Genomic DNA, 22,727 nt, shown 5'->3' with positions numbered 1-22,727 from the left:
CAGGGGTTACGAGTTGAGGTCAGCAGCTTAAGTATTGAATTTGAACAGCATGACGTCGCCGTCCTTGACGACATAATCCTTGCCTTCGTCGCGCGCCTTGCCGGCTTCCTTGGCGGCGACTTCCCCGCCCAGGGTGACGAAATCCTCGTAGCCGATGGTCTGGGCCCGGATGAAGCCGCGCTCGAAATCGGTGTGGATCACGCCGGCCGCCTGCGGGGCGCGATCGCCCTTGTGGATGGTCCAGGCGCGGGTTTCTTTCGGCCCGACGGTGAAATAGGTCTGCAGGCCCAGCAACTGATAGGCCTCGCGGATCAACCGGTTGAGGCCGGGCTCGTGCAGCCCCAGGCTCTCGAGATACTCTGCCTGCTCGTCATCGGGGAGCTGCGCCAGCTGGCTCTCGATCTCGGCCGAGATCACGATCACCGAGGCATTGTGCTGTTTGGCATAGTCCTCGACCTGTTTGGTCATGGCGTTGCCGGTGGCCGCCGAGGCCTCGTCGACGTTGCAGACGTAGAGCGCGGGCTTGGAGGTGAGCAGCTGCAGCTCGGTGAAGGCCTTTTCTTCCTCGGCCGAGCGCTGCACCAGGCGGGCCGACTTGCCGTCGCGCAACAGCACCAGCGCGCGGTCGATCAGGTCGAGCGTCGCCTTGGCGTCCTTGTCGCCGCCCTTGGCCTTCTTCTCGACGCCGGCGCGGCGCTTCTCGAGGCTTTCGAGGTCGGCAAGCATCAGCTCGGTCTCGACCACTTCGGCGTCGGCCAGCGGATCGACCTTGTTGGCGACGTGGATGATGTTGCCGTCTTCAAAGCAGCGCAGCACATAGGCGATGGCATCGCACTCGCGGATATTGGCGAGGAACTGGTTGCCGAGCCCTTCGCCCTTCGAGGCGCCTTTCACCAGTCCGGCGATATCGACGAAGCTCATCTTGGCGGGCAGAATCTGCGCCGATTTGCCGATGGTGGCGAGTTTGTCGAGGCGTGCGTCGGGGACGGCGACCTCGCCGGTATTCGGTTCGATCGTGCAGAACGGGAAGTTCGCGGCCTGCGCGTTGGCGGTGCGGGTCAGCGCATTGAAAAGCGTCGACTTGCCCACGTTGGGCAGGCCGACGATGCCCATCTTGAAACCCATGACAGTCTCCGGAAATCGTCGTTGGCGGCGCGCGGAAAGCCGCGCCTATCGTTGCGCTTCACATCGGTTGATCGAGGGCGGAAGTCAATTGGTTTGGTGCACCTGGGAGAGCCAGGCACCGCGCCTCCAACAAACTCGGTTGTCATCCCAGCGAAAGCTGGGAGGTGGATTCACATTTCAAGTGCAACAGGCGTTTTGAGAAGACCTCGGCTGGGGTTTTGAAGCCGAGGCATTTGCGTGGCGTATTGTTGAGGCCGTTGGCGAGTTCCTGCAGGTGCTCGTCAGAGAAGCTGCCGGGATCGGTTCCGCGCGGGATGTACCGGCGCAACCGGCCATTGGCGTTTTCGACGCCGCCCTTCTGCCAGGGACTATGGGGATCGCAGAAGTAGGTATCGATGCCGCCCGGGTTGAGCTGATGATGCTCGAAGAACTCGGTGCCGTTGTCCTGGGTGAGGGAGCGGCGCATTTGCGGCGGCAGGGCACTGAACCAGCACTTGATGCGGTCGACGACGAGCTGGGCATGCTTGCTTGGCTGCTTGGCGAGCAGGATGAAGCGGGTGCTGCGCTCCTGAACCACCAGGATGGCGGCGCCGGATTTGCGCGGATGCAGCAGGTCGGCCTCCCAGTGCCCGCACTGACGACGGTTGTTGACGTGCGCCGGCCGGCAATCGATCGAGACGCGGTCCTTGATATGCTCCATGGGGCGGTGCGGCCGGCGGCGCCAGCCACGCTTGCTCTTGGCTTGCGGCAGATAGTGGCGCCACTCGTAGCGGTTGGTGCGCCGGATCTGGGCATAGATGAAACGATAGATGCTCTCATGGCTGATGCGCATGCTAGAGTTGCCCTGCGTCAGCCGTCCTGAGATCTGTTCGGGCGACCATCCCATTGCAAGGCGGTCCAGCACGAACTGGCGTAGGACCGGCTGACGCGCCAGCCGGCTGCCCCGCCAGCGCCGCGCCCGGGCCTGCTCGTCGGCATAGGCCGGCTTGTAGCCACTTGCACACCGCTGTTGCGATTCAGCTCCCGACTGATCGTCGATGCCGGGCGATCCAAACGCGTAGCGATTTTCCCGAGCGAATGCCCCTCTGCTCGAAGACAGGCAATCGCACTTCTCTCGTCCAGCGAGAGCTGCTCATAATAGGTTCCCATTGCAACATGACCTTAGCAGGCTGTTGCACTTCGTTTGTGAGTCTAACGGACCCAACTCACAGTCTGCGCAGGGGGAGGCTTGGGTCCCAGCTTTCGCTGAGATGACAGCCGGTGGTTGAGGGAATATCGAGCACCCCTCAGCCCGCACCAGCGCCGCGTCAGTCCTTCTTGAACAGCTTTTTGAGCATATCCGCCATCGGACCCGTTTCGGGCACCTTGGCTTGCGGCGTTGTCGGTCGCGCAGCGCGGATGTGGCTTTGGCCGGGGGCGGCTTTCTTGCGGGTGGGGTCGGCGCTCTCGGGCCGCTGGGCCCGCTCCGCGCCGTCACCCTGCACGGCGATGGCAAGCTTGTTCATCAGCCCGTTGTCGTCGCCCCTGACGATCATTGCGGCGTTGTCGGCAATGGCGTCGAGCAGCGGGTTCAGCCAGGCCTGCGTCTCGGCTTTGCTGAAGTCGCCAAGCACATGCGGCATCACCAGGTCCTTGTGACCGGGATGGCCGACGCCGAGCCGGACGCGGCGGTAGCCCAGGCCGATCTGCGGATCGATGGAACGCAGGCCATTGTGGCCGCCATTGCCGCCGCCGACCTTGACGCGGGTCTTGCCGGGGGCGAGGTCGATCTCGTCATAGAGCACCGAGACGTCGGCCGGCCCCAGCTTGTAGAAGGTCACGACCTTCTGCACGCTGTCGCCGGAGGAATTCATGTAGGTCTGCGGCTTCAGCAGCAGCACCTTCTCGCCATCGATCGCGCCTTCGGAAATCAGTCCCTGGAACTTCTCGCGGAAGGCGGGAAAGTTGTGGCGGCGCGCAATGGCGTCGACCGCGAGGAACCCGATATTGTGGCGATTGTTGCGGTATTTGTCCCCGGGATTGCCGAGGCCGACGATGAGATGCATCGGCTAACTTCCAGGCAGGGGAGGGTGGAAGCGGACCAGCGGCCCGCTTCCAGATAGCTTATTCCTTGGCGGCGTCGGCGGCCGGAGCAGCCTCGGCAGCGCCTTCCTCGGCTTCCTCGGAGCGCAGGCCCGACGGAGCGACGATGGTGGCGATGGTGAGGTCAGCCTCGTGGCTGTGGTCGGACGCGCCTTCCGGCAGCTTGATGGCCGAGATGTGGACGCTGTCGCCGACCTCGAGACCGGCGAGATCGACAACCACTTCCTCGGGGATGTGGTCGGCGTCGACGGTCAGGTCGAGCGTGTGGTGCACGATGTTGAGCACGCCGCCGCGCTTGATGCCCGGGGACTGGTCATCGTTGATGAACTTCACGTGCACCTGGACATTGAGCTTGGTGCCCTTGCCGACGCGCAGGAAGTCGACATGCAGCGCCTTGTCCTTGACGGGATCGAGCTGGTAGTCGCGCGGAATGACGCGGTGCTTCTCGCCGGCCACATCGACGGTGATGATGTGGGAGAGGAAGCCACCGGCGTAGATGGCCTTCATCGCCTCGTTGTACGAGATCGAGATCGGCAGGGGAGCCTTCTTGTCACCATAGATGACGGCGGGAATGAGCCCCTCACGACGCAGTGCACGAGCGGCCCCCTTGCCCACCCCGCTCCGCGCCTGAGCCTTGAGCTCCTTAGCAGCAGTAGCCATTGAATGATCCATTCATGGGTTGGTGTGAACTTCGAGACATCAAAGCTCACGCACCCGTCCTCCAGGGGTGACGGGCGCTTCATGGGCGGTGGCTATAGTGGAAGTGCGGGGTTGGGGCAAGGGGAGTCGAGGAGCCGGTGCAGGCCGACCCCCACTCCTGTCCCCTCCCCCTAAACAGGGGGAGGGAGACGCCAGCCTCGATTTCCCAGTGAGGGTCTCCCTCCCCCTTCTCGGGGGAGGGGACAGGGGTGGGGGGTCAGCCAGCACCGGCCTGGCGGTAGTTCACCCATCCGCCAGCGCAGCGATCTGCCCGCGCAGGTAGTGCCGCACGGCTTCGTCGGTGGCGAGGCCGCTGGCGAGGGTGAGGGCTTCGTGCGCCTCGCCCTTCAAGCCCGCCCGGGCCAGCAGGTGGCCCCGCGCCGCCCAGTAGGGCTGGTAGTCGGCCATGCGCTTGTCGGCGGCGAGGGGAGCAATGGCGGCGAGCGCCGCTTCGGGCCCCTCGATCTCGCCCAGCGCCATGGCGCGGTTGAGCGCCACCACCGGCGAGGCGCTCAGCGCCAAGAGGTGATCGTAGAGCGCGAGCACGGCCGGCCAGGTGTCGGCGCCCAGCGTACGGCGGGCGACATGGGCCGACTGGATGGCCGCCTCGATCTGGTAGCGGCCTGACGGCCCGCCGGCATTGGCGGCGCGCAGCAGGCCCTCGGCCAGTTCGATCCTGGAGTCGTTCCAGAGGCTTATGTCCTGTTGCTCGAGCGGCACATAGGCGCCGTCGGGGGCGCGGCGTGCGGCGCGTCGGGCGTCGGTATAGAGCATGAGCGCCAGCATGCCCTTGGCTTCCGGCTGGTCGGGCAACAGCCCGACGACGAGCCGGCCGAGCCAGATGGCTTCCTCGGCCAGCTCGAGCGAGGCGGCATCGCCGATCTCCGCCCAACCCTTGGTGTAGGCGGCGTAGATGGCGTCGAGCACCGCATCGAGGCGCTCGGGCAGCAGTTCCTTGTCGGGGACGCCGAAGGGAATGCCGGCATCCCTGATGCGGTTCTTGGCGCGTACCAGGCGTTGCCCCATGGTAGCCGGCGGAATCAGGAAGGCTGCCGCGATATCGATGGCGGTGAGCCCCAGGATAGTCTGGAGGATCAGCGGCGCGCGCATGCCGCGTTCGATCGCCGGATGGGCGCAGGCGAACATCAGCGCCAGGCGCCGGTCGGGGATCTCGTCGGCGGCTTCGGCTGCGGCTTCGATTTCATCGGCGATCATTTTCAGATGCTCCTCGCCGGCCTGCCGCGTGGTGCGGCGGCGCAGCGCATCGGTCTGCCGCCGGCGGGCAACCGTCAGCAGCCAGGCATCGGGGTTGTGCGGTACGCCCTCGGTCGGCCAGGCGTGGAGCGCTGCGGCAAAGGCTTCGGCCAGCGCATCCTCGGCGCCGGCGACATCGCGGGTGCGCGCGGCGAGGAAGGCAACGAGGCGGCCATAGCTTTCACGCGCCACCCGCTCGGCGGCACGCGCGGCCTCGTTGCCCTCGATCGGCACGATCAGCCGTCCTGGCGGCGGAGGTTCGGGTCGGGGCGGGGATAGCTCTCGGCCAGTGGCCGGATCTCGATCGAACCATAGCGCGAGCTGGGGCAGCGCTTGGCCCAGGCGATGGCGTCGTCGAGGTTGTCGACCTCGATGAGGAAGTAGCCGGCGAGCTGCTCCCTGGTGTCGGCATAGGGGCCATCGAGCACCTCGGTCCTGCCGTCGCCGGCGCGCACCGTGGTCGCCGCCGAGGCCGGCTGCAGGCGCTCGCCTGCCGCCATGCCGCCGCCGGCCTTGGCCAGCGCTTCGTTGAAGGCCGCGTAATCGGCCCAGAGCTCCTTCTGCGGCGCATTGGCAAGGGCGACTTCGTCGTGATGGATCAGCATCATGTAGCGCATCGGGACGCTCCTCAGCGGGTGGCTTGCTTGACGAGGTCGGTGATGCGCTGCTCATCGGCCGGGGTCAGCCGGAGCAGGGCGAAGCTCGACGGCCACATGTTGCCGTCGTCGAGCTTGGCAGCTTCGTTGAAGCCGAAGGTAGCGTAACGCGCCTTGAACTTGGCCGCGTCCTGGAAAAAGCAGATGCTCTTGCCGTCCTTGTAGTAGGCGGGCATGCCGTACCAGAGTTTGCTGGTCAGCTCCGGCGCCGCGGCCTTGACCAGAGCGTGGATGCGCTCGGCGAGGCGGCGATCGGCATCCGGCATGGCGGCGATCTTGTCGAGCACGGCCTGCTCGTCCTCGGCGGCGCTGGCATTGCGCTTCAGTTCGCGGGCGCGTTCCTTCATCGCCGCCTTTTCTTCGGCGGTGAAACTGTCGGCAGCGGCATCGGTGCGCTTCACTGGTTTTTTTGTGGTGGCCATTCTCGGTTCTCCTTTTCGTCCGCTTACCAGTTCAGCTGCACGAGCTGAATGATATTGCCGCAGGTATCGTTCAGTTGGGCGATGACCGAGGCGGTGACGTCGGTCGGCGGCATGATGAACTCGCCACCCCCGGCCTTGATGCGCTCGTAGTCGGCTTTGACGTCCTTGGTGTGGAGCAGCAGCGCCGGCTGGCGCTGGGCGAACATCGCCTCCTGGTAGGTCTTGGCCGCCGGGTTGGCATTGAGTTCGAGGTGGAGTTCGGGCCCGTCGGGATCCTCGGGCGAGGTGACGGTCAGCCAGCGGTAGCCGTTGTTGCTGAAGTCGGCCTGCTTCTGAAAACCCAGCACGTCGACATAGAACTTCAGGGCCTTGTCGTGGCTGTCGACATAGATACTGGTGAGCTTGATCTGCATGGGAGTTCACTCCGTCCTCGGACTGCGCGGGTCCTTGCCCACGGTCCGGACAGCATGCCCGGACGCTACAATGACGGGGGTGAGCAGCCCGTTTCGACTCCGGCTCGAAAAAACTTCAGAAAAACGCCGGGCCTCAGAATCCCGGGATCAGCGCGCGCACTTCCACTGGTCCCCACTGCGCCGCTGGGCACTTCTTCGCCCAGGCCAGCGCCTCGTCCATGTCGGCTGCCTCGATGATGTAGAAGCCGCCAAACTGCTCCCGGGTCTCGGCATAGGGTCCATCATGCACCTTGAGTTCGCCGGCATCGTTGACGAACGCGGCGCCCCCCTTGCCATCTTCGCGGTAGCTGGCCTCACCGCCCTCCATGCGGAGGGTCTTCGCGTCGGCGGTGCGGGCAAGGGGAGCGGTCATGACGAAAGCGCCGGCCTTGGTCAGCGCCTGCTGGTAGGCAGAGAGCGTCTCCATCGCCTTCTGCATCTGATCGGGCGGGATCTGGGCGCCGGCCTTCTCGTCGGCATAGAGCATCAGCATGTAGCGCATCGGTATCTCCTCGTCGGGCAGCATAGCCCTTCAGGGCAATGTCGGGCGAGGGGTGGCGATTTCGACAGGGCGGGTCGTACGGAGGGCAGAAATCGAGAGAACCAAGGGGTGTGTGGAAGCGCTGTGCCCTCCAGGATCCCCTCTCTTGGAATTTCTAAGGCTCAGCGAAGAAGCTAAGCCCAAGGAATTCCATTCTCCCCCGCAAGGGGGGAGATGATCGGTGGCCTCCACCTAATTCGGAGCATCAGTCGGGACTCTCCCCCTTGGCGGGGGAGAAAGCGAAAACTTGGGCTTAGCGCAGCTAAGTCCTTAGTTTTCGCAAGAGAGGGGGGCGTGGGGAGGCGGGATTCAGCCGTCAGTCCAGCAGGCTCGAGACGCTCTGTTCGCTGGCGGTGCGAGCGATGGCTTCGCCCATCAGCGGAGCGATCGAGATGATGCGGATGTTCTCGGCGGCCTTGGCGGCGTCGGTGGCGATGATCGAGTCGGTGATCACCAGCTCCTTGAGCTTACTCTTGGCGATGCGCTCGGCCGCGCCATCGGACAGCACGCCATGGGTGATGTAGGCCGAGACCTCGGTGGCGCCGGCTTTCAGCAGCGCTTCGGCGGCGTTCACCAGTGTGCCGCCGGAATCGACGATGTCGTCGATCAGGATGCACGCATGGCCGGCGACGTCGCCGATGATGTTCATCACTTCGGAGACGCCGGCCTTGGGGCGGCGCTTGTCGACGATGGCGAGGTCGGCACCGATGCGTTGCGCGGTGGCGCGGGCCCGGGCCACGCCGCCGACATCGGGCGAAACGATCATCACATTGCCGGAGGTGTAGTGCTCCTGGATGTCGCGCACCATGACGGGCGCGCCATAGAGGTTGTCGGTGGGGATATCGAAGAAGCCCTGGATCTGGGCAGCATGCAGGTCGAGCGTGATGACGCGGTTGACGCCGGCCTCGGTGATCAGGTTGGCGACCAGCTTGGCGGAGATCGGAGTGCGCGAGGCGGATTTACGATCCTGCCGGGCATAGCCGAAATAGGGAATCACCGCGGTGATGCGACGGGCCGAGGAGCGGCGCAGCGCATCCGACAGGATCAGCAGCTCCATCAGGTTGTCATTGGCCGGATAGGAGGTCGACTGCAGGATGAACACATCCTCGCCGCGGACATTCTCGTGGATCTCGACGAAGATCTCTTTGTCGTTGAAGCGCTTGACCGTGCAGTCGGTCAGCGGGACTTCGAGATAGCTCGCGACGGCTTCGGCGAGCGCGCGGTTGGAATTGCCGGTGACGAGTTTCACGAGCGCGCTCCGGTATCGGGCCGGTCCGGGAGTTGCCGGCTCCTGATGGGCGGGTCTTTAGCTTGGGGCGCGGCGGCGCGCAATGCGCCTTGTGACGGAGTGATGAAGGAAATTGGGTGTGGGTGGATGGCGCAGCCACACGGCACCGACTTCCAGCTGTCGCCTCCCTCCCCCTTAAGGGGGAGGGATTGAGGGAGGGGGTGGTTCAGTCAGCATCGAGGGTCCCTCACCACCCCCACCCCCCAGCCCCTCCCCTCTGTATAGACCGGGGAGATGGTGGACGGGTGTTCGGAGACATGGTGGACGGATTTGGCATGAAGGGCGGGGAGGCCGGCATGCCATTTTCGGATCGTTCAGTGCAGAGGGAACGCGAAGAGTTCTGTCGTCTGGCAGGTGTGCCGGGCTCGAACGTGCGGGAGTTGTGCCGCCGGTTCGGTGTCAGTCCGACGACGGGGTACAAGTGGCTGGCGATTTTCGCTGAAGCAGGCAGCGCCGGCCTGGAGGATCGCTCGCGACGCCCCCTGAGCAGTCCGCGGCGTACGACTGCGGAGCTGGAGGGCAAGGTGCTGCAGGTGCGCACCGAGCACCGGGCGTGGGGTGGCCGCAAGATCCGCAGAGTGCTGCAGAACGAAGAGGTGGCGTCAGTACCGGCCGCCTCGACGATCACCGCGATCCTGCGCCGGCATGGGGAACTGGATGGGCCTGGAGCGGGGGAACCGCGGTCCTTCAGGCGCTTCGAGCATGCCGCCCCCAATGACCTATGGCAGATGGACTTCAAGGGCTGGGTCGAGCTGGAGGCAGGACGCTGCCATCCGCTGACGGTCCTGGACGACCACTCACGCTATGCGCTCGAGCTGGAGGCGTGCGCCGATGAGACAGCCCCGACGGTCAAGGCCCGGCTGACGGCAGTGTTCAAGCACTATGGCCTGCCCTGGCGTATGCTGGCCGACAACGGCCCGCCCTGGGGCACAGCCGGCCAGGGCCAGTACACGCGACTGGGCGTATGGCTGATGGATCTGGGCTTTGGGCTTGTTCACGGCCGACCCTATCATCCCCAGACCCAGGGGAAGGACGAACGCTTCCACCGCACCCTCAAGGCCGAAGTGCTCGACGCTCGTCACCTCAGGAGCCTCGCAGAGGCGCAGGCCGCCTTCGATGCCTGGCGCGCGATCTACAACAACAAGCGGCCGCATGAGGCGCTCAGGCTCAACACCCCGGCCTCGCGCTACGAAATGAGCTCCAGATCGATGCCCGAGGTCATTACACCACCCCAGTACGAGCCCCAGGACCACGTCCGCAAGCTCGACCAGAATGGCCGCTTCAGCTTCAAGGGACGCATCCTCAAAACCTCAACCGCCTTCGCCGGAAGGTCGCTCGCCCTGCGTGCCACAGACACCGACGGTCTCTTCGATATCTGCTACCGGCGTCACCGCATTGCTCAGATCGACATGCGAGACAACGCAGCTCAACCTGTCCACCATGTCCCCGAACACCCGTCCACCTTGTCTCCGGTCTGAACACCCGCAAGGGGGGAGGGGAGCTACCGCCCAGCAAAAGCCTCTACAACCCGCCCAGCCCGATCACGCTCAGCTGCCGGCCGGTGGTGGTGCCCTTGTGGGTGGCGTAACGGTGCGAAAAGTACTTCTTGGGCTCGGCATAGGTGCAGATGCCGAGGTCGTCGACCAGCCCGACGCCGGCGGCGATCAGGTGATCGAAGACGAAGCCGGGAAGGTCGAAATGCTCGCGACCGCCATTGGGACTGGTGATGCGGTTCTCGGCGTCGCGGTGGTCGCGGATCAGCTCGGCGGCGAATTCCGGGCCGACCTCGTAGTTGGGACCGGAGATGGTCGGGCCGATGGCTGCGATGATGCGATCGGGGCGGGCGCCCAGATCGACCATGGCGGCGACGGTCGCCTCGGCGATGCCGCCGGTGGCGCCCTTCCAGCCGGCATGCGCGGCGCCGATCACCCGCGCTTCGGGATCGGCAAACAGGATCGGCGTGCAGTCGGCAGTGAGGATGCCGAGCGCCAGGCCATGCACGCGGGTGACGAAGGCGTCGGCCTCGGGGATGTCGTCGGGGTCGGGCTGGCGGGTAACTTCCAGCACGGTGACCGAGTGCACTTGCTTCAGCGTCACCAGCTGGTTCAGGGAAAAGCCAAGGATGCCAGCGATCTGGGCGCGGTTCTCGATGACATGATTCAACTTGTCGCCCGAGGACAGCGAGGTATTGAGCGAGGAAAACTCCCCGGTCGACACGCCGCCGCGGCGGCCGAAAAAGCCGTGACGCACTCCGGGGATGCGCTCGAGGGCGCGGCTCGTTTCAAAAGGCATGCTCATTGCGGAAACCCAATCGGCTCGATGTTGCCCGAATGGGCGCAGAAGACCTTGAACAGGGTGCCCATCTCGGTGCTGTCGACGAGCCGCTTCAGCGCCGCGGCGATGGCGTCAACCTGGCCGGGATTGGCCTTGGCGAGTGCCGTGGCGCGCTCGACGATGCCCAGCCCGCCGAGGAAATCGCGCTGGGTCGAGAGATTTTCAACGGTGAGGCCGACCTCGGCTGCAACTTTGCCGAGCCCGCCAAAATCGACATGCGCACTGAGATCGACCTCGCCAGGCGCGTCGAGCGGATCGGCAAAGGCATGGTTGCGCACCGCCTGCAGCGTCTCGCCGGTCTGGGTGGTGGCATAGCCATAGTCGATGGCAAGCAGCGCGCCCCGATGCGCGGCGATGCGGCGGCCGAGCTTTTCCATGATCTCGGCGGCAGCCAGGCTGACCTCGTAGATCTCGCCCGGTTCGGCGTAGGCCAGTTCGATCGGCATTGCCGCAACGGGGATCGGCGTGGGGTTGAGGCCGAAGGCGCGCTTGCCGTCGCGCAAGCCCACCTGGCGCTCGTGCCAGCCGTCCTCCATCCTCGTGAACTGGCGGATCGGCAGCGCATCGAAGAACTCGTTGGCGACGACGAAGAGCGGGTCGTCGGCGACGGCGTCGACTTCGCTGGCCCAGTAGGGGTTGTATTTGCCCAGCCGCTCAGCCTGCTGCGCTCTCAGCGCCGGGTTGGTCTCGAACAGCTGCAAGTGGCAGGCATCGAGAAACCCCTCGGCCCTGGCGGCGACGCGCAGCGCATCCTGCATCAGCGTGCCGCGCCCGGGGCCAAGCTCGAGCAGGGTGAAGCTCTTGGGCTGATCCAGCTGCTGCCAGAGGTTCACGATGAAGAAGCCGACCAGCTCGCCGAACATCTGGCTGATCTCGGGGGCGGTGATGAAATCGCCCTTGGCGCCTAGCGGATCGGTGCCGGTGTAGTAGCCCGAACGCGGATGGGTCAGCGCCAGGCTCATATAGGTGGCGAGCGACATCGGGCCGGTCTGGCGCAGCTGCATGTCGATGATGTCGCCCAGCGAACGCGTCTCAGTCACGGGCCGGCCTCATGGCGTAGACGACGAGGCCGATGCCGGCGACGAGGATGGGCAGGCTCAGCACCATGCCCATGGTGAGCCAGCCGCCGTAGAGGTAGCCGAGCTGGGCGTCGGGCAGGCGGAAGAACTCGACGAAGATGCGGCTCAGCGCATAGCCGATACCGAAAATGCCGGCAACGAGGCCGGGCTTTTTCAGCGCACCCAGATGGTTGGTGGCGATGCGGATGACGATGAACAGCAGCACGCCTTCGAGCAGCGCTTCATAGAGCTGGCTCGGATGCCGCGGCAACTGCTCGGGGTCGGTGGGGAACACCACGGCCCAGGGCAGGGTGGTCGGCGCCCCGTAGAGTTCGGCATTGATGAAGTTGGCGACGCGGCCGAGGAACAGCCCGATGGTGCCAATGGCGCCGAGCAGGTCCATGCCCGAGAGGATATTGCCGCCTTTCGAGCGGACGAACAGCGCCATGGCCAGCATGATGCCGACAAGGCCGCCATGAAAGCTCATGCCACCGTCCCACAACGCGATGATCTCGCCGGGGTTCGCGGCATAATAGGGCAGGTTGTAGAACAGCACGTAACCGATGCGGCCGCCGAGGATGATGCCGACCACCGCCCAGAAGGCGAAATCCCAGATCGCGCCGGGCTCGAACGGTGGGCGGTTGTCCTTCCACAGGCCGTGCCGGCGCAGCAACGTCGTGGCGTAGGCTGCGCCGCCCAGCACGCCGATGAGATAGGCCAGCGCATACCAGCGGACGACCAGCGGCCCGACGGCGAAGGCGATGGGATCGATATTGGGGAAGGGCACGCGGACACTCCTGAAGGCGCTGGTTCCAGTGGTCGCGCGTTCGAACCGGAAAAGTCTGCAACTTTTCCCGAACGCGCTCTGGCCAGCGCGAGGCTGAGACCTTTTAGCCCTAGCCAAGCTCTGGTCAAGGCGCGGCCAGCGGCCTAGATATCGAAGCCAATATCGACAGGACGAGGACCGACGATGACCCAGGGCAGCAAGATTTTCGACGAGCTGGGCAAGCTGATGAACAATGCCGCGGGCGTCGCCGACGGAGTGCGCCGCGAGATCGAGACGGCGGTGAAATCGCAGCTCGAGCGCCTGGTGGCCGACATGGACCTGGTCAAGCGCGAGGATTACGACGCGCTGCGCGAACTGGTGCAGGCGCAGAGCGCAGAGCTCAAGGAGCTCAAGGCGCAGGTCGAGGCGCTCAAGTCCAAGTGAGGATCGCCGTCCTTTCCGATGTGCACGGCAACCTCGAAGCGCTGGATGCGGTGCTCGAGGACATTGCCGCACAGGGCGTCGAGCAGACAGTGGCGCTGGGCGATTTCCTGAGCGGTCCGAGCGACCCGCTGGGGGTGGCCGATCGCTTCATCGAGCTCGGCTTACCGTCGGTGCGCGGCAACCACGATCGCTACATTACGGATGGTCGCGATAAGGACTGGCACATCGATGCGCTGGTGCGCGGCCTGCTCGACGAGCGCCAGCACCAGTGGCTGGCCTCGGTGCCTGCAACGCTCTTGCTGGAGCAGGATGTGTTCCTCTGTCACGGCACGCCGCGTGACGACAACACCTCGTTCATGGACACCCTGGTCGGCACTATTCCGACCATGCATCCGCGCGACTACATCGAAGCGGAGGCGGCGGGCTTCGACCATGAAGTGCTGCTCTGTGGGCATACTCACGTGCCGCGCAGCCTGAGGCTCGCCGACGGGCGGCTGGTGGTGAACCCGGGCAGCGTCGGCTTGCCGATGGAGATCGGTTCACCCGACGCGCGCTATGCCATCATCGTGAAGCGCCGTGCCGGCTGGAATACGGAGTTGCGCGCGGTTGCCTATGACCACGCCGCCGCGGCAAAGCAGGCGCTCGACCAGGGCTACCCGCATTGGGCGGACGCGCTAACCTGGGGCTGGGCCAGCCCAAAAGGGCTGTAAGGTTGGGCGGACGCGCTAACCTGGGGATGGGCCAGCCCGAAGCGTGTCTAGAACCACCGACTTTTCGCCGCCGCATTTGCTGGGAACGGTGTTGCCATGAGAATCGCGGTCATTTCCGATGTGCACGGCAACCGGCTGGCGCTGGAGGCGGTCGAGGCCAGCATCGCCATGGTCGGCGTCGATGCCACCATCAACCTGGGCGATCTGTTCGCCGGCCCGCTGGACCCGGTCGGAACCGCCGATCTGCTGATCGAGCGCAACTATCCCACCGTCATCGGCAACCACGATCGCTACATCGCCCAGGGCCTGCCGCCCTCGCAGCAGCCGGTGGACCGGTTCGTCAGCGAGCGTTTGCGGCCGGTGCATTTCGACTATCTGAGGAGCCTGCCGGCCACCCGCGACATCGAAGGCGAGGTGTTCCTCTGCCACGGCACGCCGACCAGCGACGAAGAGCCCTGGCTCGATGGCTGGTGGACCGAGCGGACGGTGACGATGCCCGGCGAGGCAGAGGTGACGGCGAAGGCCGAGGGGCTGGATTTCCCGGTGCTGCTCTGCGGGCACACGCATGTGTCGCGCATCGTGCGGCTGCGGGATGGGCGGCTGGTGGTCAACCCCGGCTCCGTGGGGCTGCAGTTCAACTACGGCGCGCCGGACGCGCGCTACGCGGTGCTTGAGCGGCATGGCGGGCGGTGGTCGGCCAGCATCCGCGCCGTGCCCTATGATTTCGAGGCGGCGGCGCAGCAGGTGATCGCCAACGGCTTTCCCAAATGGGCCGAGGCGATCCGCACCGGCTGGGCAAGCGCCATCGGGTTGTTTTGAGAGGCCGTGGCGCTTCTCGTGAGCCTACGGCGGACACCCGGGCTTACCCCTCACCCGTCTCGGCCTTCGGCCGATCCACCCTCTCCCCGTCGGGGAGAGGAACAAGAGGGGAGCGCAGCGCTCTCGGTATTCTTCTCCCCGACGGGGAGATGGTGGCGCGTAGCGCCGGATGAGGGGGGCACGCTCTACTGCTGCCTAACTGAACAGGCACTGCCTGCTTCGGCAGGCATGACATCTAGTGGGGGAGGGTACTGCCTTGCTCTATGGCGCTCCATGACAGCTTCGTCATGCGGCGCCGCGCATTCTATGCCGAGTCGGCCCCAGGGCGATGTGCCAAAATCGCGCAAATCGGGTGGGGACAGACTCGGGCGGTTAAGACCCTGTTAACCCTTCGAGCCGGATCATCCACAGAAGAAAGCCTTGGATGGCTCTGGCGGCACAATCCCCGGAATCGGGGCGCCAGTGTAGCGTTCCTCCATAGGGACGATTCGTAGGCTTGATGCGTGCGAGTTCTTTGCAAGTACCGCGTAGGACCGGGAAACCGGCCGGCCTTCAAACGTTTCGCCCAATGGGACGCTCAGCCAATGGCACACCTTCTGGAACTGGAACCGGACCGCACGGTGCATCCGGTCGACATCATCGAGCATATTGCTTCGATCAATGACTGGAACTTCGAGCGGCAGGATGCCGACGAGATCTCCATTTCGGTGCGCGGGAACTGGGCCGACTACCACGTTTCTTTCAACTGGATGGAAGATCTGGAGTCGCTGCACATCGCGGCGGCCTTCGACCTGAAGGTGCCCGACACTCGCCGCAGCGAAGTGAAGCAGCTGATTGCGCTGATCAACGAACAATTGTGGATCGGCCATTTCGACATGTGGAACCACGAAGGCGTGGTGCTGTTCCGCAATTCGCATCTGCTCACCGGCGGGGCGGAAGTCAGCCCGCAGCAATGCGAGGCGCTGTTGCGCTCGGCTACCGACAGCTGCGATCTCTACTACCAGGCGTTCCAGTTCGTGATATGGGCTGGAAAGGGCGCCTCCGAGGCGCTCAGCCAGGTCATGTTCGAAACGGTAGGCGAAGCTTGAATTTATCAGACATCGGCCCCGTCGTTCTGGTCGGGGCCGGCAAGATGGGCCTGGCGCTGGCGCGCGGCTGGATCGCGGGCGGCCTGCCGGCTGATCGGCTGGTGCTGTGCGATCCGCAGCCTTCGGAGTTCGCGACGCAGTTCGCCGCCGAGCACGGCATCCGCCTGCTGCCGAGCCCGATTGGCGTGTTGACACATGTGCTGGTGCTCGCGGTCAAACCGCAGGTGATCTACGACGTGATGGCCGAGATCCAGCCGATCGTCGGCAGCTATACGCTGGTGCTGTCCATCGCCGCGGGCATCTCGCTGGTCGGGCTCAGCGAAGGGCTGCAGACCGAACGGGTCATCCGCACCATGCCCAACACGCCGGCACAGGTCGGCCGTGGCATCACCGGGGCGGTGGGGCTTTCCATCAGCGACGAGGACCGCGAGACCGCCAATGCGCTGCTCAGCGCCGCCGGCCAGGTGATGTGGTTCGACGACGAAGCCAAGATCGACGGGGTGACCGCGGTCTCGGGTTCCGGGCCGGCCTATGTGTTCTACATGGTCGAGGCGCTGGCCGCCGCGGCGCGTCGCCAGGGTTTTGACGACGAGCAGGCGATGCAGCTGGCACGGGCGACCGTCACCGGCGCCGCGGCGCTGATGGATGCCGATCCATCGCCGGCCGGTACGCTGCGCGAGAACGTCACCTCGCCCAAGGGCACCACTTATGCGGCGCTGCAGGTGCTGATGGCCCCCGATGGCCTCGAGCCGCTGCTCGATCGCGCGGTGCGCGCGGCGCGGCAGCGCTCGGAAGAGCTCGGGCGGGCCTGATGGCCGAAATCAGTTACGCTCAGTTCGAGCAGGTCGACATTCGTGTCGGTACCATCGTCGAGGCCCGGGTGTTCCCCGAGGCGCGCAAGCCCGCCTATATTCTGCTGATCGATTTCGGCCCGGAGCTCGGGATCAAGAAAAGCTCGGCGCAGATCACCGTGCACTACACGCCGGAAACGCTGGTCGGCCGGCAGGTAATGGCAGTGGTCAACTTCCCGCCGCGGCAGATCGGTCCGGTGCGCAGCGAGGTGCTGACGCTGGGCTACGAGGACGCCAATGGCGCGATCGTGCTCGCGGCGGTGGAACGTGACGTGCCCAATGGCAAGAAGCTGATGTAGGGGTAGGCTGGTACTGCGGGCCCAACGGCGCGATGCGGCAGTAATCGCCTTCTCCCACAAGGGGAGAAGGCCCGACTGAGACGCCGGCGATTCATATCTCTTCAGTCAGCCTTAGCCGGTCCAGCAGCCCGCGATCCTCAGGCTCCACCATGCCGACGAAGAACCTCAGCACGGTGCGCTTGCCTTCAGGGGGCAGGGCGGCGATGGCGGATTCGATGCGGCTGGTCTGGGTGGCCGACAGCGTTTCGAACAGGGCGCGGCCTTTCTCGGTGGCATAGAGCAGGCGCTGGCGGCGGTCGGTCTCCCCGGTCTTCTGCTCGACATAGCCGTTGTCGACCAGCTGGCGCAGCACGCGCGCGAGGCTCTGCTTGGTGATTTTCAGGATATCGAGCAGGTCGGCGACCGGCATGCCGGGCCGCAGATTGACGAAATACAGCACGCGGTGATGGGCGCGGCCAAACCCCTGGCGTTCAAGCAGTGCATCAGCATCGCCGACGAAGTCGCGGTACGCGAAGAAGAACAGCCCCATGACATCGAGCGGCATGGCGGGCTCGCCGGCTCGCGCCAAATTTATGTCAGCCTTGTTGACATTTATTTTGCCCGATGCCATCATCACCCCATCGAAAACACAGCTCTTTGCCTTATCCCAAAGCCGTTCCGGTTTGCCAATAGCAAGCCGGTGGGGCAGGATCGCAGGCAACAACACGGCGGACCCCAAGGGCCGCAGCAGACGAGTGGGAGATTGAGATGGCAGGCTTGCCGATGGACCAGCGCGATGGCTGGATCTGGTTCGATGGTCAGATGGTTCCGTGGAAGGAGGCCAAGATCCACGTGCTGACGCACGGGCTGCATTATGCCAGCTCGGTGTTCGAAGGCGAGCGCGCCTATGGCGGCGAGATATTCAAATCGCGCCAGCACACCGAGCGGCTGATCCAGAGCGGCAAGACGCTGGACTTCACCATTCCCTACTCGGTCGAGGAGATCGAGGCGGCCAAGCGCCTGGTGCTCGAAAAGAACGGCCTCGTCGACGCCTATGTCCGCCCGGTCGCCTGGCGCGGCTCGGAGGAGCTGTCGGTTCCCGGTCGCAACAACAAGGTGCACCTCGCCATCGCCGCCTGGGTCTGGCCGAGCTACTTCTCGGTCGAGGAAAAGCTCAAGGGCATCCGTCTCGAATGGAGCCGCTGGAAGCGCCCGAGCCCCGAGACCATTCCGTCCTCGGCCAAGGCCGCCGGCCTCTACATGATCTGCACGCTGTCGAAGGACGCGGCGATGGCCAATGGCTATGCCGATGCCCTGATGCTCGATTATCGCGGGCTCGTCGCCGAGGCGACCGGCGCCAACGTGTTCTTCGTCAAGGGCGACGAGATCCACACCCCGACCCCGGACTGCTTCCTCAACGGCATCACCCGGCAGACGCTGATCCAGCTGGCGCGCGAGAACGGCTACAAGGTGGTCGAGCGCCACATCAAGCCGGAGGAGCTGGCCGGCTTCGAGGAATGCTTCCTCACCGGCACCGCGGCGGAAGTGACGCCGGTGAGCCTGATCGGCGAGTATGCGTTCAAGCCGGCCAAGGCCTGCACGACGCTGATCAACGCCTACACCGAAGCGGTGACCCCGAAGAAGGTCGCGGCCGAGTAAGGTTCGGTTCGTATCGAAGATTGGAAGGCCCGCTGCTGGTGTAGCGGGCCTTTTTTGTTTCTGGCTTGGTGCCCTCCAACCCCTCACCCGTCTCGCGCTGCGCGCGATCCACCCTCTCCCCGACGGGGAGAGGAATGCCCGACTGCGACAGTCGGCGCTCTGTTCTTCTCCCCGTCGGGGTCGCGGGACGAGGGCGTAGCCCTCGCCCGGAGGTGGCGCGCAGCGCCGGATGAGGGGAAAGCCACGATGCGGCGAGCTGAGATCCGTCACACCGCCGGTGGATCGAGCCGGGCGAACCCCGCCTGTCGATAATACGGGAAGCGCGGATACGAGGGTGTGACCGCGCTGGCGGCGTCGAGCCGGGCGACCTGGGCGGCATCGAGCGACCAGCCGATAGCGCCGAGGTTCTGGCGCAACTGCTGTTCGTTGCGGGCGCCGATGATCACTGAGGAGACGGTGGGGCGCTGCAGCAGCCAGTTGAGGGCGAGCTGCGGGATGCTCCGGCCCGTCTCGGCGGCGAGCTCGTCGAGTACATCGACAATGGCATAGAGCTTTTCGTCATCGACCGGGGGGCCGAATTCGGCGGTGTTGTGCAGCCGGCTGCCAGCCGGCAGCGGCTGGTCGCGGCGCAGCTTGCCGGTGAGCCGGCCCCAGCCGAGCGGGCTCCAGACCAGGGCGCCGACGCCCTGGTCGAGGCCGAGCGGCATCAGCTCCCACTCATAGTCGCGGCCCACCAGCGAGTAATAGACCTGGTGGGCGACGTAGCGCGACCAGCCGTACCGCTCGCTGACGTCGAGCGATTTCATCAGCTGCCAGCCGGCAAAGTTGGAGACGCCGACATAGCGGAGCTTGCCGGCGCGGATGAGGTCGTCGAGCGTGCCGAGCGTCTCGGCGACAGGTGTTGCGGCATCGAAGGCGTGGAGCTGCAGCAGGTCGATATAGTCGGTGCCGAGGCGGGTGAGCGCGGCATCGACGCCGCCAATCAATCTCGCTCGTGAGGTGCCCGCTTCGGCCGGGCCATCGCCCATCGGCAGGCCGGTCTTGGTGGAGATCAGCGCCTGGTGCCGGCGGCCCTTCAACGCCGCCCCGAGCACCCGTTCGGAGGCACCGTCGGAATAGACGTCGGCGGTGTCGAACAGGGTGACGCCGGCTTCGAGGCAGATATCGACGAGGCGGCGGGCTTCGGCATCGTCGGAGGTGCCCCAGTGGCTGAACAGCGGACCGGAGCCGCCAAAGGTACCGGCGCCGAAACTGAGCGCCGGGATCTTCAGGCCGGAGGCGCCAAGAGTGCGATAGTCCATGATGTCGACTTTCAGTTGGAGGTGGCGAGCGGCGCGCTGCGGCGGAGCAGCAGGCTCAGCAGCAGCAGGGCCAGGGCGAGGAGCGGCAGCACGGCGCCGACCAGCGGCAGGGCGGTGAGCCCAAGCCCCTGCTCGAGGGCGCCGCCGCCGAGCCAGGCGCCCAGCGCGTTGCCGAGGTTGAAGGCGGCGATGTTGAGCGAAGACGCGAGGCTGGTGCCGGCGCCGCCGGCCTTTTCCAGCACCCAGAGCTGCAGCGGCGCCACGGTGGCAAAGCCTGCCGCCCCGAGGAGGCCAACCGCGATCACCGCGGTGACCGGGTTGGACAGGGCGAGGCTCATCGCCAGCATGACAAGGCCTAGGGCGGCGAGCGTGCCGAGGACACTCCAGAGCAGGTTCCGGTCGGCGAGCTTGCCGCCGAGGAGGTTGCCGACCACGAGTCCACCGCCGAACACCAGCAGGATCGGCGAGACCATGGCTTCCGGGAAGCCGCTGACCTCGGTGAGCACAGGGGCAGTGTAGGTGAAGACGGTGAATACGCCGCCGAAGCCGAGCACGGTGAGCAGCAGCCCGAACAGCACCGGCCCGCGCAGCATGGCGCGGAGGTCGGCGCGCCAGTCGTCCGCTTCCGGGGCGGCCTTGTCCCTCGGAACGAGAGTGGCGATCACCAGCATGGCGACGATGCCGATGGCTGCGACGGCCCAGAAGGTGGTGCGCCACGAGGTCAGCTGGCCGAGCCAGGTGCCGAAGGGCACGCCGAGGATATTGGCGACGGTGAGGCCGGTGAACATCACCGCGATTGCCGAGGCGCGGCGACCCGGGGCGACGAGGCTGGTGGCGACCACCGAGCCGACGCCGAAGAAAGTGCCATGGGCCAGCGAGGTGAGCACCCGCGCCGCCATCAGCATCCCGTAGCTCGGCGCGATGGCGCAGGCGATGTTGCCGAGGGTGAAGATGGCCATCAGCACCAGCAGGGTGGTCTTGCGCGGCCAGCGGGCAGTGAGCGAGGTGAGAAGCGGGGCGCCGACCACGACCCCGAGAGCGTAGCCGGAGATCAGCAGCCCCGCCGTCGCGACGCTGACGCCGAGATCGGCGCCGACCTCGAGCAGCAGGCCCATGATGACGAATTCGGTGACGCCGATGCCGAAGGCACCGGCAGTGAGCGCATAGAGAGCGAGTGGCATGATGCACCTGAGAACTGTTCAGGGCGCAGAAATGGACCTCGCGCGGACGATGAACTAGACTGCCTCAGGGAACAGCTTTTGTGAGTTGAGTTCACATGTCGCGCAGTGAGGTGAACCGCTTCGGCGAGATGGACGTGTTCGTGCGGGTGGTCGATATGGGCGGCTTCTCGGCGGCGGCGCGGACGCTGCGGATGACGCCCTCGGCGGTGAGCAAGCTGATGGCGCGGCTGGAAACCAGGCTTGGCACGCGACTGCTCAGCCGCTCGACCCGCACGCTGCAGCTGACGCCGGAAGGGACGGCGTTCTACGAGTCGAGCTTGCGAATCCTGGCCGACCTCGAAGAAGCGGAGCGCGGCGCCGGGGCCGCCGAACAGCCGGCCGGGCGGATCCGGCTCAACACCAGCGCCTCCTACGGCACCCATATCCTGACGCCGCTGCTGCCGGAGTTCCTGGCGCTTTACCCCGGCATCAGCCTCAACGTGGTGCAGACCGACGCGATAGTCGATCTCTATGCCGAGCGCACCGATGTGGCGGTGCGGGCCGGGCCGTTGAAGAACTCGAGTCTGATGGCACGCAAACTCGGAGCGACGCGGATGGTGATCGTGGCCTCACCGGGCTATCTGGCGCGGCATGGTACGCCGGCGAGCGCCACCCAGCTCGAGGCGCACAACCGGCTCAACTTCTGCTACCGGCGGACGGTCGAGGGCTGGCCGCTCAAGGAGGGGAACAAGCTGGTGACGGTGCCGGTGGCAGGAAACCTGCAAGCCAGCGACGGCGAGGCGCTGCGGCAGATGGCGGTGGCCGGCGTCGGCATCACCCGGCTCGCCGCCTTCACGGTGCGCGACGACCTCGCCGCGGGGCGGCTGGTGCCGGTGCTGGAGCAGCACAATCCCGGCGACCTTGAAGATTTCCACGCGGTGTTCAGCGGGCAGGGCGGCTACCTGCCGGCGCGCGTGCGGGTGCTGCTGGACTTTCTGGCGGAGCGGGGGCGGGTAGGGTGAGGGCGTGACGCTCGCCGCTATCGCAGCGCACGTCCCCTCTCCCCTCTGGGGACAGGGTCAGGGTGAGGGGTAGCCAAGCACACCGGCCGAGCAACTCCCCATAGCTTGTCTGACGTTGGTGCGCTTGGCGCCCCTCACCCCGCGAATGAGGCCGTTGGCCTCCTTCGCCGCCCTCTCCCCAAAGGGGCGAGGGGGCGATGTGGCGCCGCTGGTGACCTACCCCTGCGACCGCATCGCATGCCGACGCCGATGCAGCTCATGCATCCGCTCCTCCAGCGCCGGATCCGGACCATCGACCGGCAACCCCGGAGCGATGGCGTTGATCGGCAGCGCGCTGACCGGCGAGGGACTATCGCCCATGGCGGTGCGCCACTCGGTGAGTTGCGCCGACGAGGCGGCGTAGACGATGCGGCCCAGCCCGACCCAGGCATGGGCGGCGGCGCACATCGGGCAGTGTTCGCCCGAGGTATAGACGGTGGCGGCGGCGCGGTCGGCGGGGCTCAGGTTGGCGGAGGCCCATCTGGCGATATCGATCTCGGGGTGCCGCGTCGCATCGCCGGTCGATTCCCAGTTGTGCTCCTCGAACAGCACTTCACCGGAGGCGGAGACGAGGATCGAGCCGAACGGGTCGTTGTTGGTCGCAAGAGCCGCCTCGGCGAGCTCGGCGCAGCGCACCAGGTGCTTGTGGTCAGTCTCGTTCATCGGCTGTCCCTCCGAT

25 protein-coding genes and 1 pseudogene are annotated in these 22,727 nt (G+C 65.8%); 9 read left to right on the top strand and 17 right to left on the bottom strand.

The features are described from left to right. Positions 1-27: 27 nt before the first annotated feature. From ychF to APS40_RS01590, 10 genes and pseudogenes are all read right to left on the bottom strand, one after another. Positions 28-1,125 (bottom strand): redox-regulated ATPase YchF, encoded by a 1,098-nt coding sequence (ychF, locus tag APS40_RS01635; RefSeq protein ID WP_055045400.1) that lies wholly within the window; start codon positions 1,123-1,125, stop codon positions 28-30. Positions 1,126-1,267: 142 nt separating this feature from the next. Next, positions 1,268-2,274: pseudogene (locus tag APS40_RS01630) on the bottom strand (IS30 family transposase). Between the two features lie 158 nt (positions 2,275-2,432). Beyond that, positions 2,433-3,170 carry an aminoacyl-tRNA hydrolase gene (gene pth / locus APS40_RS01625; protein ID WP_055045398.1) on the bottom strand — a complete coding sequence of 246 codons (738 nt, stop codon included), beginning with the start codon at positions 3,168-3,170 and terminating at the stop codon, positions 2,433-2,435. A 58-nt stretch (positions 3,171-3,228) separates the two neighbouring features. Further along, the gene (locus APS40_RS01620; protein ID WP_055045397.1) at positions 3,229-3,867 is read right to left on the bottom strand and encodes a 50S ribosomal protein L25/general stress protein Ctc; all 639 of its coding nucleotides are present in this window, start codon (positions 3,865-3,867) and stop codon (positions 3,229-3,231) included. A gap of 282 nt (positions 3,868-4,149) precedes the next feature. Continuing rightward, entirely contained in the window at positions 4,150-5,394 is a 1,245-nt protein-coding gene (locus APS40_RS01615) for an RNA polymerase sigma factor (RefSeq protein WP_055045396.1), read from the bottom strand. Positions 5,395-5,396: 2 nt separating this feature from the next. Next, positions 5,397-5,777, bottom strand: coding sequence for a YciI family protein (locus APS40_RS01610; protein ID WP_055045395.1), 381 nt, complete (start codon positions 5,775-5,777; stop codon positions 5,397-5,399). Between the two features lie 11 nt (positions 5,778-5,788). Beyond that, on the bottom strand, positions 5,789-6,238 hold the full coding sequence (locus APS40_RS01605; protein ID WP_055045394.1) for an iron chaperone: 450 nt from the start codon (positions 6,236-6,238) through the stop codon (positions 5,789-5,791). Between the two features lie 23 nt (positions 6,239-6,261). After that, positions 6,262-6,651: a VOC family protein gene (locus tag APS40_RS01600; protein WP_055045393.1), complete on the bottom strand. Its 390-nt coding sequence runs from the start codon at positions 6,649-6,651 to the stop codon at positions 6,262-6,264. Positions 6,652-6,784: 133 nt separating this feature from the next. After that, positions 6,785-7,192, bottom strand: a complete 408-nt coding sequence (locus APS40_RS01595; protein WP_055049511.1) for a YciI family protein — start codon at positions 7,190-7,192, stop codon at positions 6,785-6,787. 355 nt (positions 7,193-7,547) lie between these two features. After that, positions 7,548-8,480 carry a ribose-phosphate pyrophosphokinase gene (locus APS40_RS01590; protein ID WP_055045392.1) on the bottom strand — a complete coding sequence of 311 codons (933 nt, stop codon included), beginning with the start codon at positions 8,478-8,480 and terminating at the stop codon, positions 7,548-7,550. Positions 8,481-8,815: 335 nt separating this feature from the next. On the opposite strand from APS40_RS01590, the gene APS40_RS01585 reads away from it, so the two are divergent. Continuing rightward, the gene (locus tag APS40_RS01585; protein ID WP_055049510.1) at positions 8,816-9,997 is read left to right on the top strand and encodes an IS481 family transposase; all 1,182 of its coding nucleotides are present in this window, start codon (positions 8,816-8,818) and stop codon (positions 9,995-9,997) included. Between the two features lie 43 nt (positions 9,998-10,040). Here APS40_RS01585 and pgeF read toward each other — a convergent pair whose 3' ends face one another. Genes pgeF through lgt form a run of 3 tightly spaced genes read right to left on the bottom strand, consistent with a single transcriptional unit; the run spans position 10,041 to position 12,698 of the window. Next, positions 10,041-10,817 (bottom strand): peptidoglycan editing factor PgeF, encoded by a 777-nt coding sequence (gene pgeF, locus APS40_RS01580; RefSeq protein ID WP_442855835.1) that lies wholly within the window; start codon positions 10,815-10,817, stop codon positions 10,041-10,043. After that, entirely contained in the window at positions 10,814-11,893 is a 1,080-nt protein-coding gene (locus APS40_RS01575) for a class I SAM-dependent methyltransferase (RefSeq protein ID WP_236884179.1), read from the bottom strand. Before APS40_RS01575 ends, pgeF begins: the two co-directional genes overlap by 4 nt. Then, the gene (gene lgt / locus APS40_RS01570; RefSeq protein WP_055045390.1) at positions 11,886-12,698 is read right to left on the bottom strand and encodes a prolipoprotein diacylglyceryl transferase; all 813 of its coding nucleotides are present in this window, start codon (positions 12,696-12,698) and stop codon (positions 11,886-11,888) included. Before lgt ends, APS40_RS01575 begins: the two co-directional genes overlap by 8 nt. Before the next feature lie 183 nt (positions 12,699-12,881). On the opposite strand from lgt, the gene APS40_RS01565 reads away from it, so the two are divergent. From APS40_RS01565 to APS40_RS01540, 6 genes are all read left to right on the top strand, one after another. Beyond that, positions 12,882-13,121, top strand: coding sequence for an accessory factor UbiK family protein (locus APS40_RS01565; RefSeq protein ID WP_055045389.1), 240 nt, complete (start codon positions 12,882-12,884; stop codon positions 13,119-13,121). Further along, entirely contained in the window at positions 13,118-13,831 is a 714-nt protein-coding gene (locus APS40_RS01560) for a metallophosphoesterase family protein (RefSeq protein WP_055045388.1), read from the top strand. The genes APS40_RS01565 and APS40_RS01560 overlap by 4 nt, the downstream gene beginning before the upstream one ends. 96 nt (positions 13,832-13,927) lie before the next feature. Then, positions 13,928-14,650: a metallophosphoesterase family protein gene (locus APS40_RS01555; RefSeq protein ID WP_055045387.1), complete on the top strand. Its 723-nt coding sequence runs from the start codon at positions 13,928-13,930 to the stop codon at positions 14,648-14,650. Between the two features lie 584 nt (positions 14,651-15,234). Then, positions 15,235-15,738 (top strand): YbjN domain-containing protein, encoded by a 504-nt coding sequence (locus APS40_RS01550; protein ID WP_055045386.1) that lies wholly within the window; start codon positions 15,235-15,237, stop codon positions 15,736-15,738. After that, entirely contained in the window at positions 15,735-16,550 is an 816-nt protein-coding gene (gene proC, locus APS40_RS01545) for a pyrroline-5-carboxylate reductase (protein ID WP_082434124.1), read from the top strand. The genes APS40_RS01550 and proC overlap by 4 nt, the downstream gene beginning before the upstream one ends. Beyond that, complete coding sequence (locus tag APS40_RS01540; protein ID WP_156342781.1) at positions 16,547-16,888, top strand: tRNA-binding protein; 342 nt, start codon at positions 16,547-16,549, stop codon at positions 16,886-16,888. The genes proC and APS40_RS01540 overlap by 4 nt, the downstream gene beginning before the upstream one ends. Positions 16,889-16,979: 91 nt before the next feature. On the opposite strand, the gene APS40_RS01535 is transcribed toward APS40_RS01540, so the two are convergent. Continuing rightward, the gene (locus APS40_RS01535) at positions 16,980-17,432 is read right to left on the bottom strand and encodes a MarR family transcriptional regulator (protein ID WP_055045384.1); all 453 of its coding nucleotides are present in this window, start codon (positions 17,430-17,432) and stop codon (positions 16,980-16,982) included. A 203-nt stretch (positions 17,433-17,635) separates the two neighbouring features. Here APS40_RS01535 and APS40_RS01530 point away from each other — a divergent pair, with 203 nt between their 5' ends. Next, entirely contained in the window at positions 17,636-18,526 is an 891-nt protein-coding gene (locus tag APS40_RS01530; RefSeq protein ID WP_055045383.1) for a branched-chain amino acid aminotransferase, read from the top strand. Positions 18,527-18,792: 266 nt separating this feature from the next. Here APS40_RS01530 and APS40_RS01525 read toward each other — a convergent pair whose 3' ends face one another. Further along, positions 18,793-19,827, bottom strand: a complete 1,035-nt coding sequence (locus APS40_RS01525; RefSeq protein WP_055045382.1) for an aldo/keto reductase — start codon at positions 19,825-19,827, stop codon at positions 18,793-18,795. A gap of 11 nt (positions 19,828-19,838) precedes the next feature. After that, a complete protein-coding gene (locus APS40_RS01520; RefSeq protein ID WP_055045381.1) occupies positions 19,839-21,008 on the bottom strand; it encodes an MFS transporter in 1,170 nt (389 codons plus the stop codon). Between the two features lie 95 nt (positions 21,009-21,103). Between APS40_RS01520 and APS40_RS01515 the strand changes: the two genes are divergently transcribed. After that, complete coding sequence (locus APS40_RS01515) at positions 21,104-22,009, top strand: LysR substrate-binding domain-containing protein (RefSeq protein WP_055045380.1); 906 nt, start codon at positions 21,104-21,106, stop codon at positions 22,007-22,009. 216 nt (positions 22,010-22,225) lie between these two features. Here APS40_RS01515 and APS40_RS01510 read toward each other — a convergent pair whose 3' ends face one another. Continuing rightward, positions 22,226-22,711, bottom strand: coding sequence for a nucleoside deaminase (locus tag APS40_RS01510; protein ID WP_055045379.1), 486 nt, complete (start codon positions 22,709-22,711; stop codon positions 22,226-22,228). Positions 22,712-22,727 lie beyond the last annotated feature (16 nt).

Origin of the sequence: Devosia sp. A16 (assembly GCF_001402915.1) — a bacterium.
In the GTDB taxonomy this organism is placed as follows: Bacteria; Pseudomonadota; Alphaproteobacteria; order Rhizobiales; family Devosiaceae; genus Devosia_A.
Note: the sequence above shows the minus strand (reverse complement) of the source record. Positions and strands in the feature narration are given on the sequence as shown.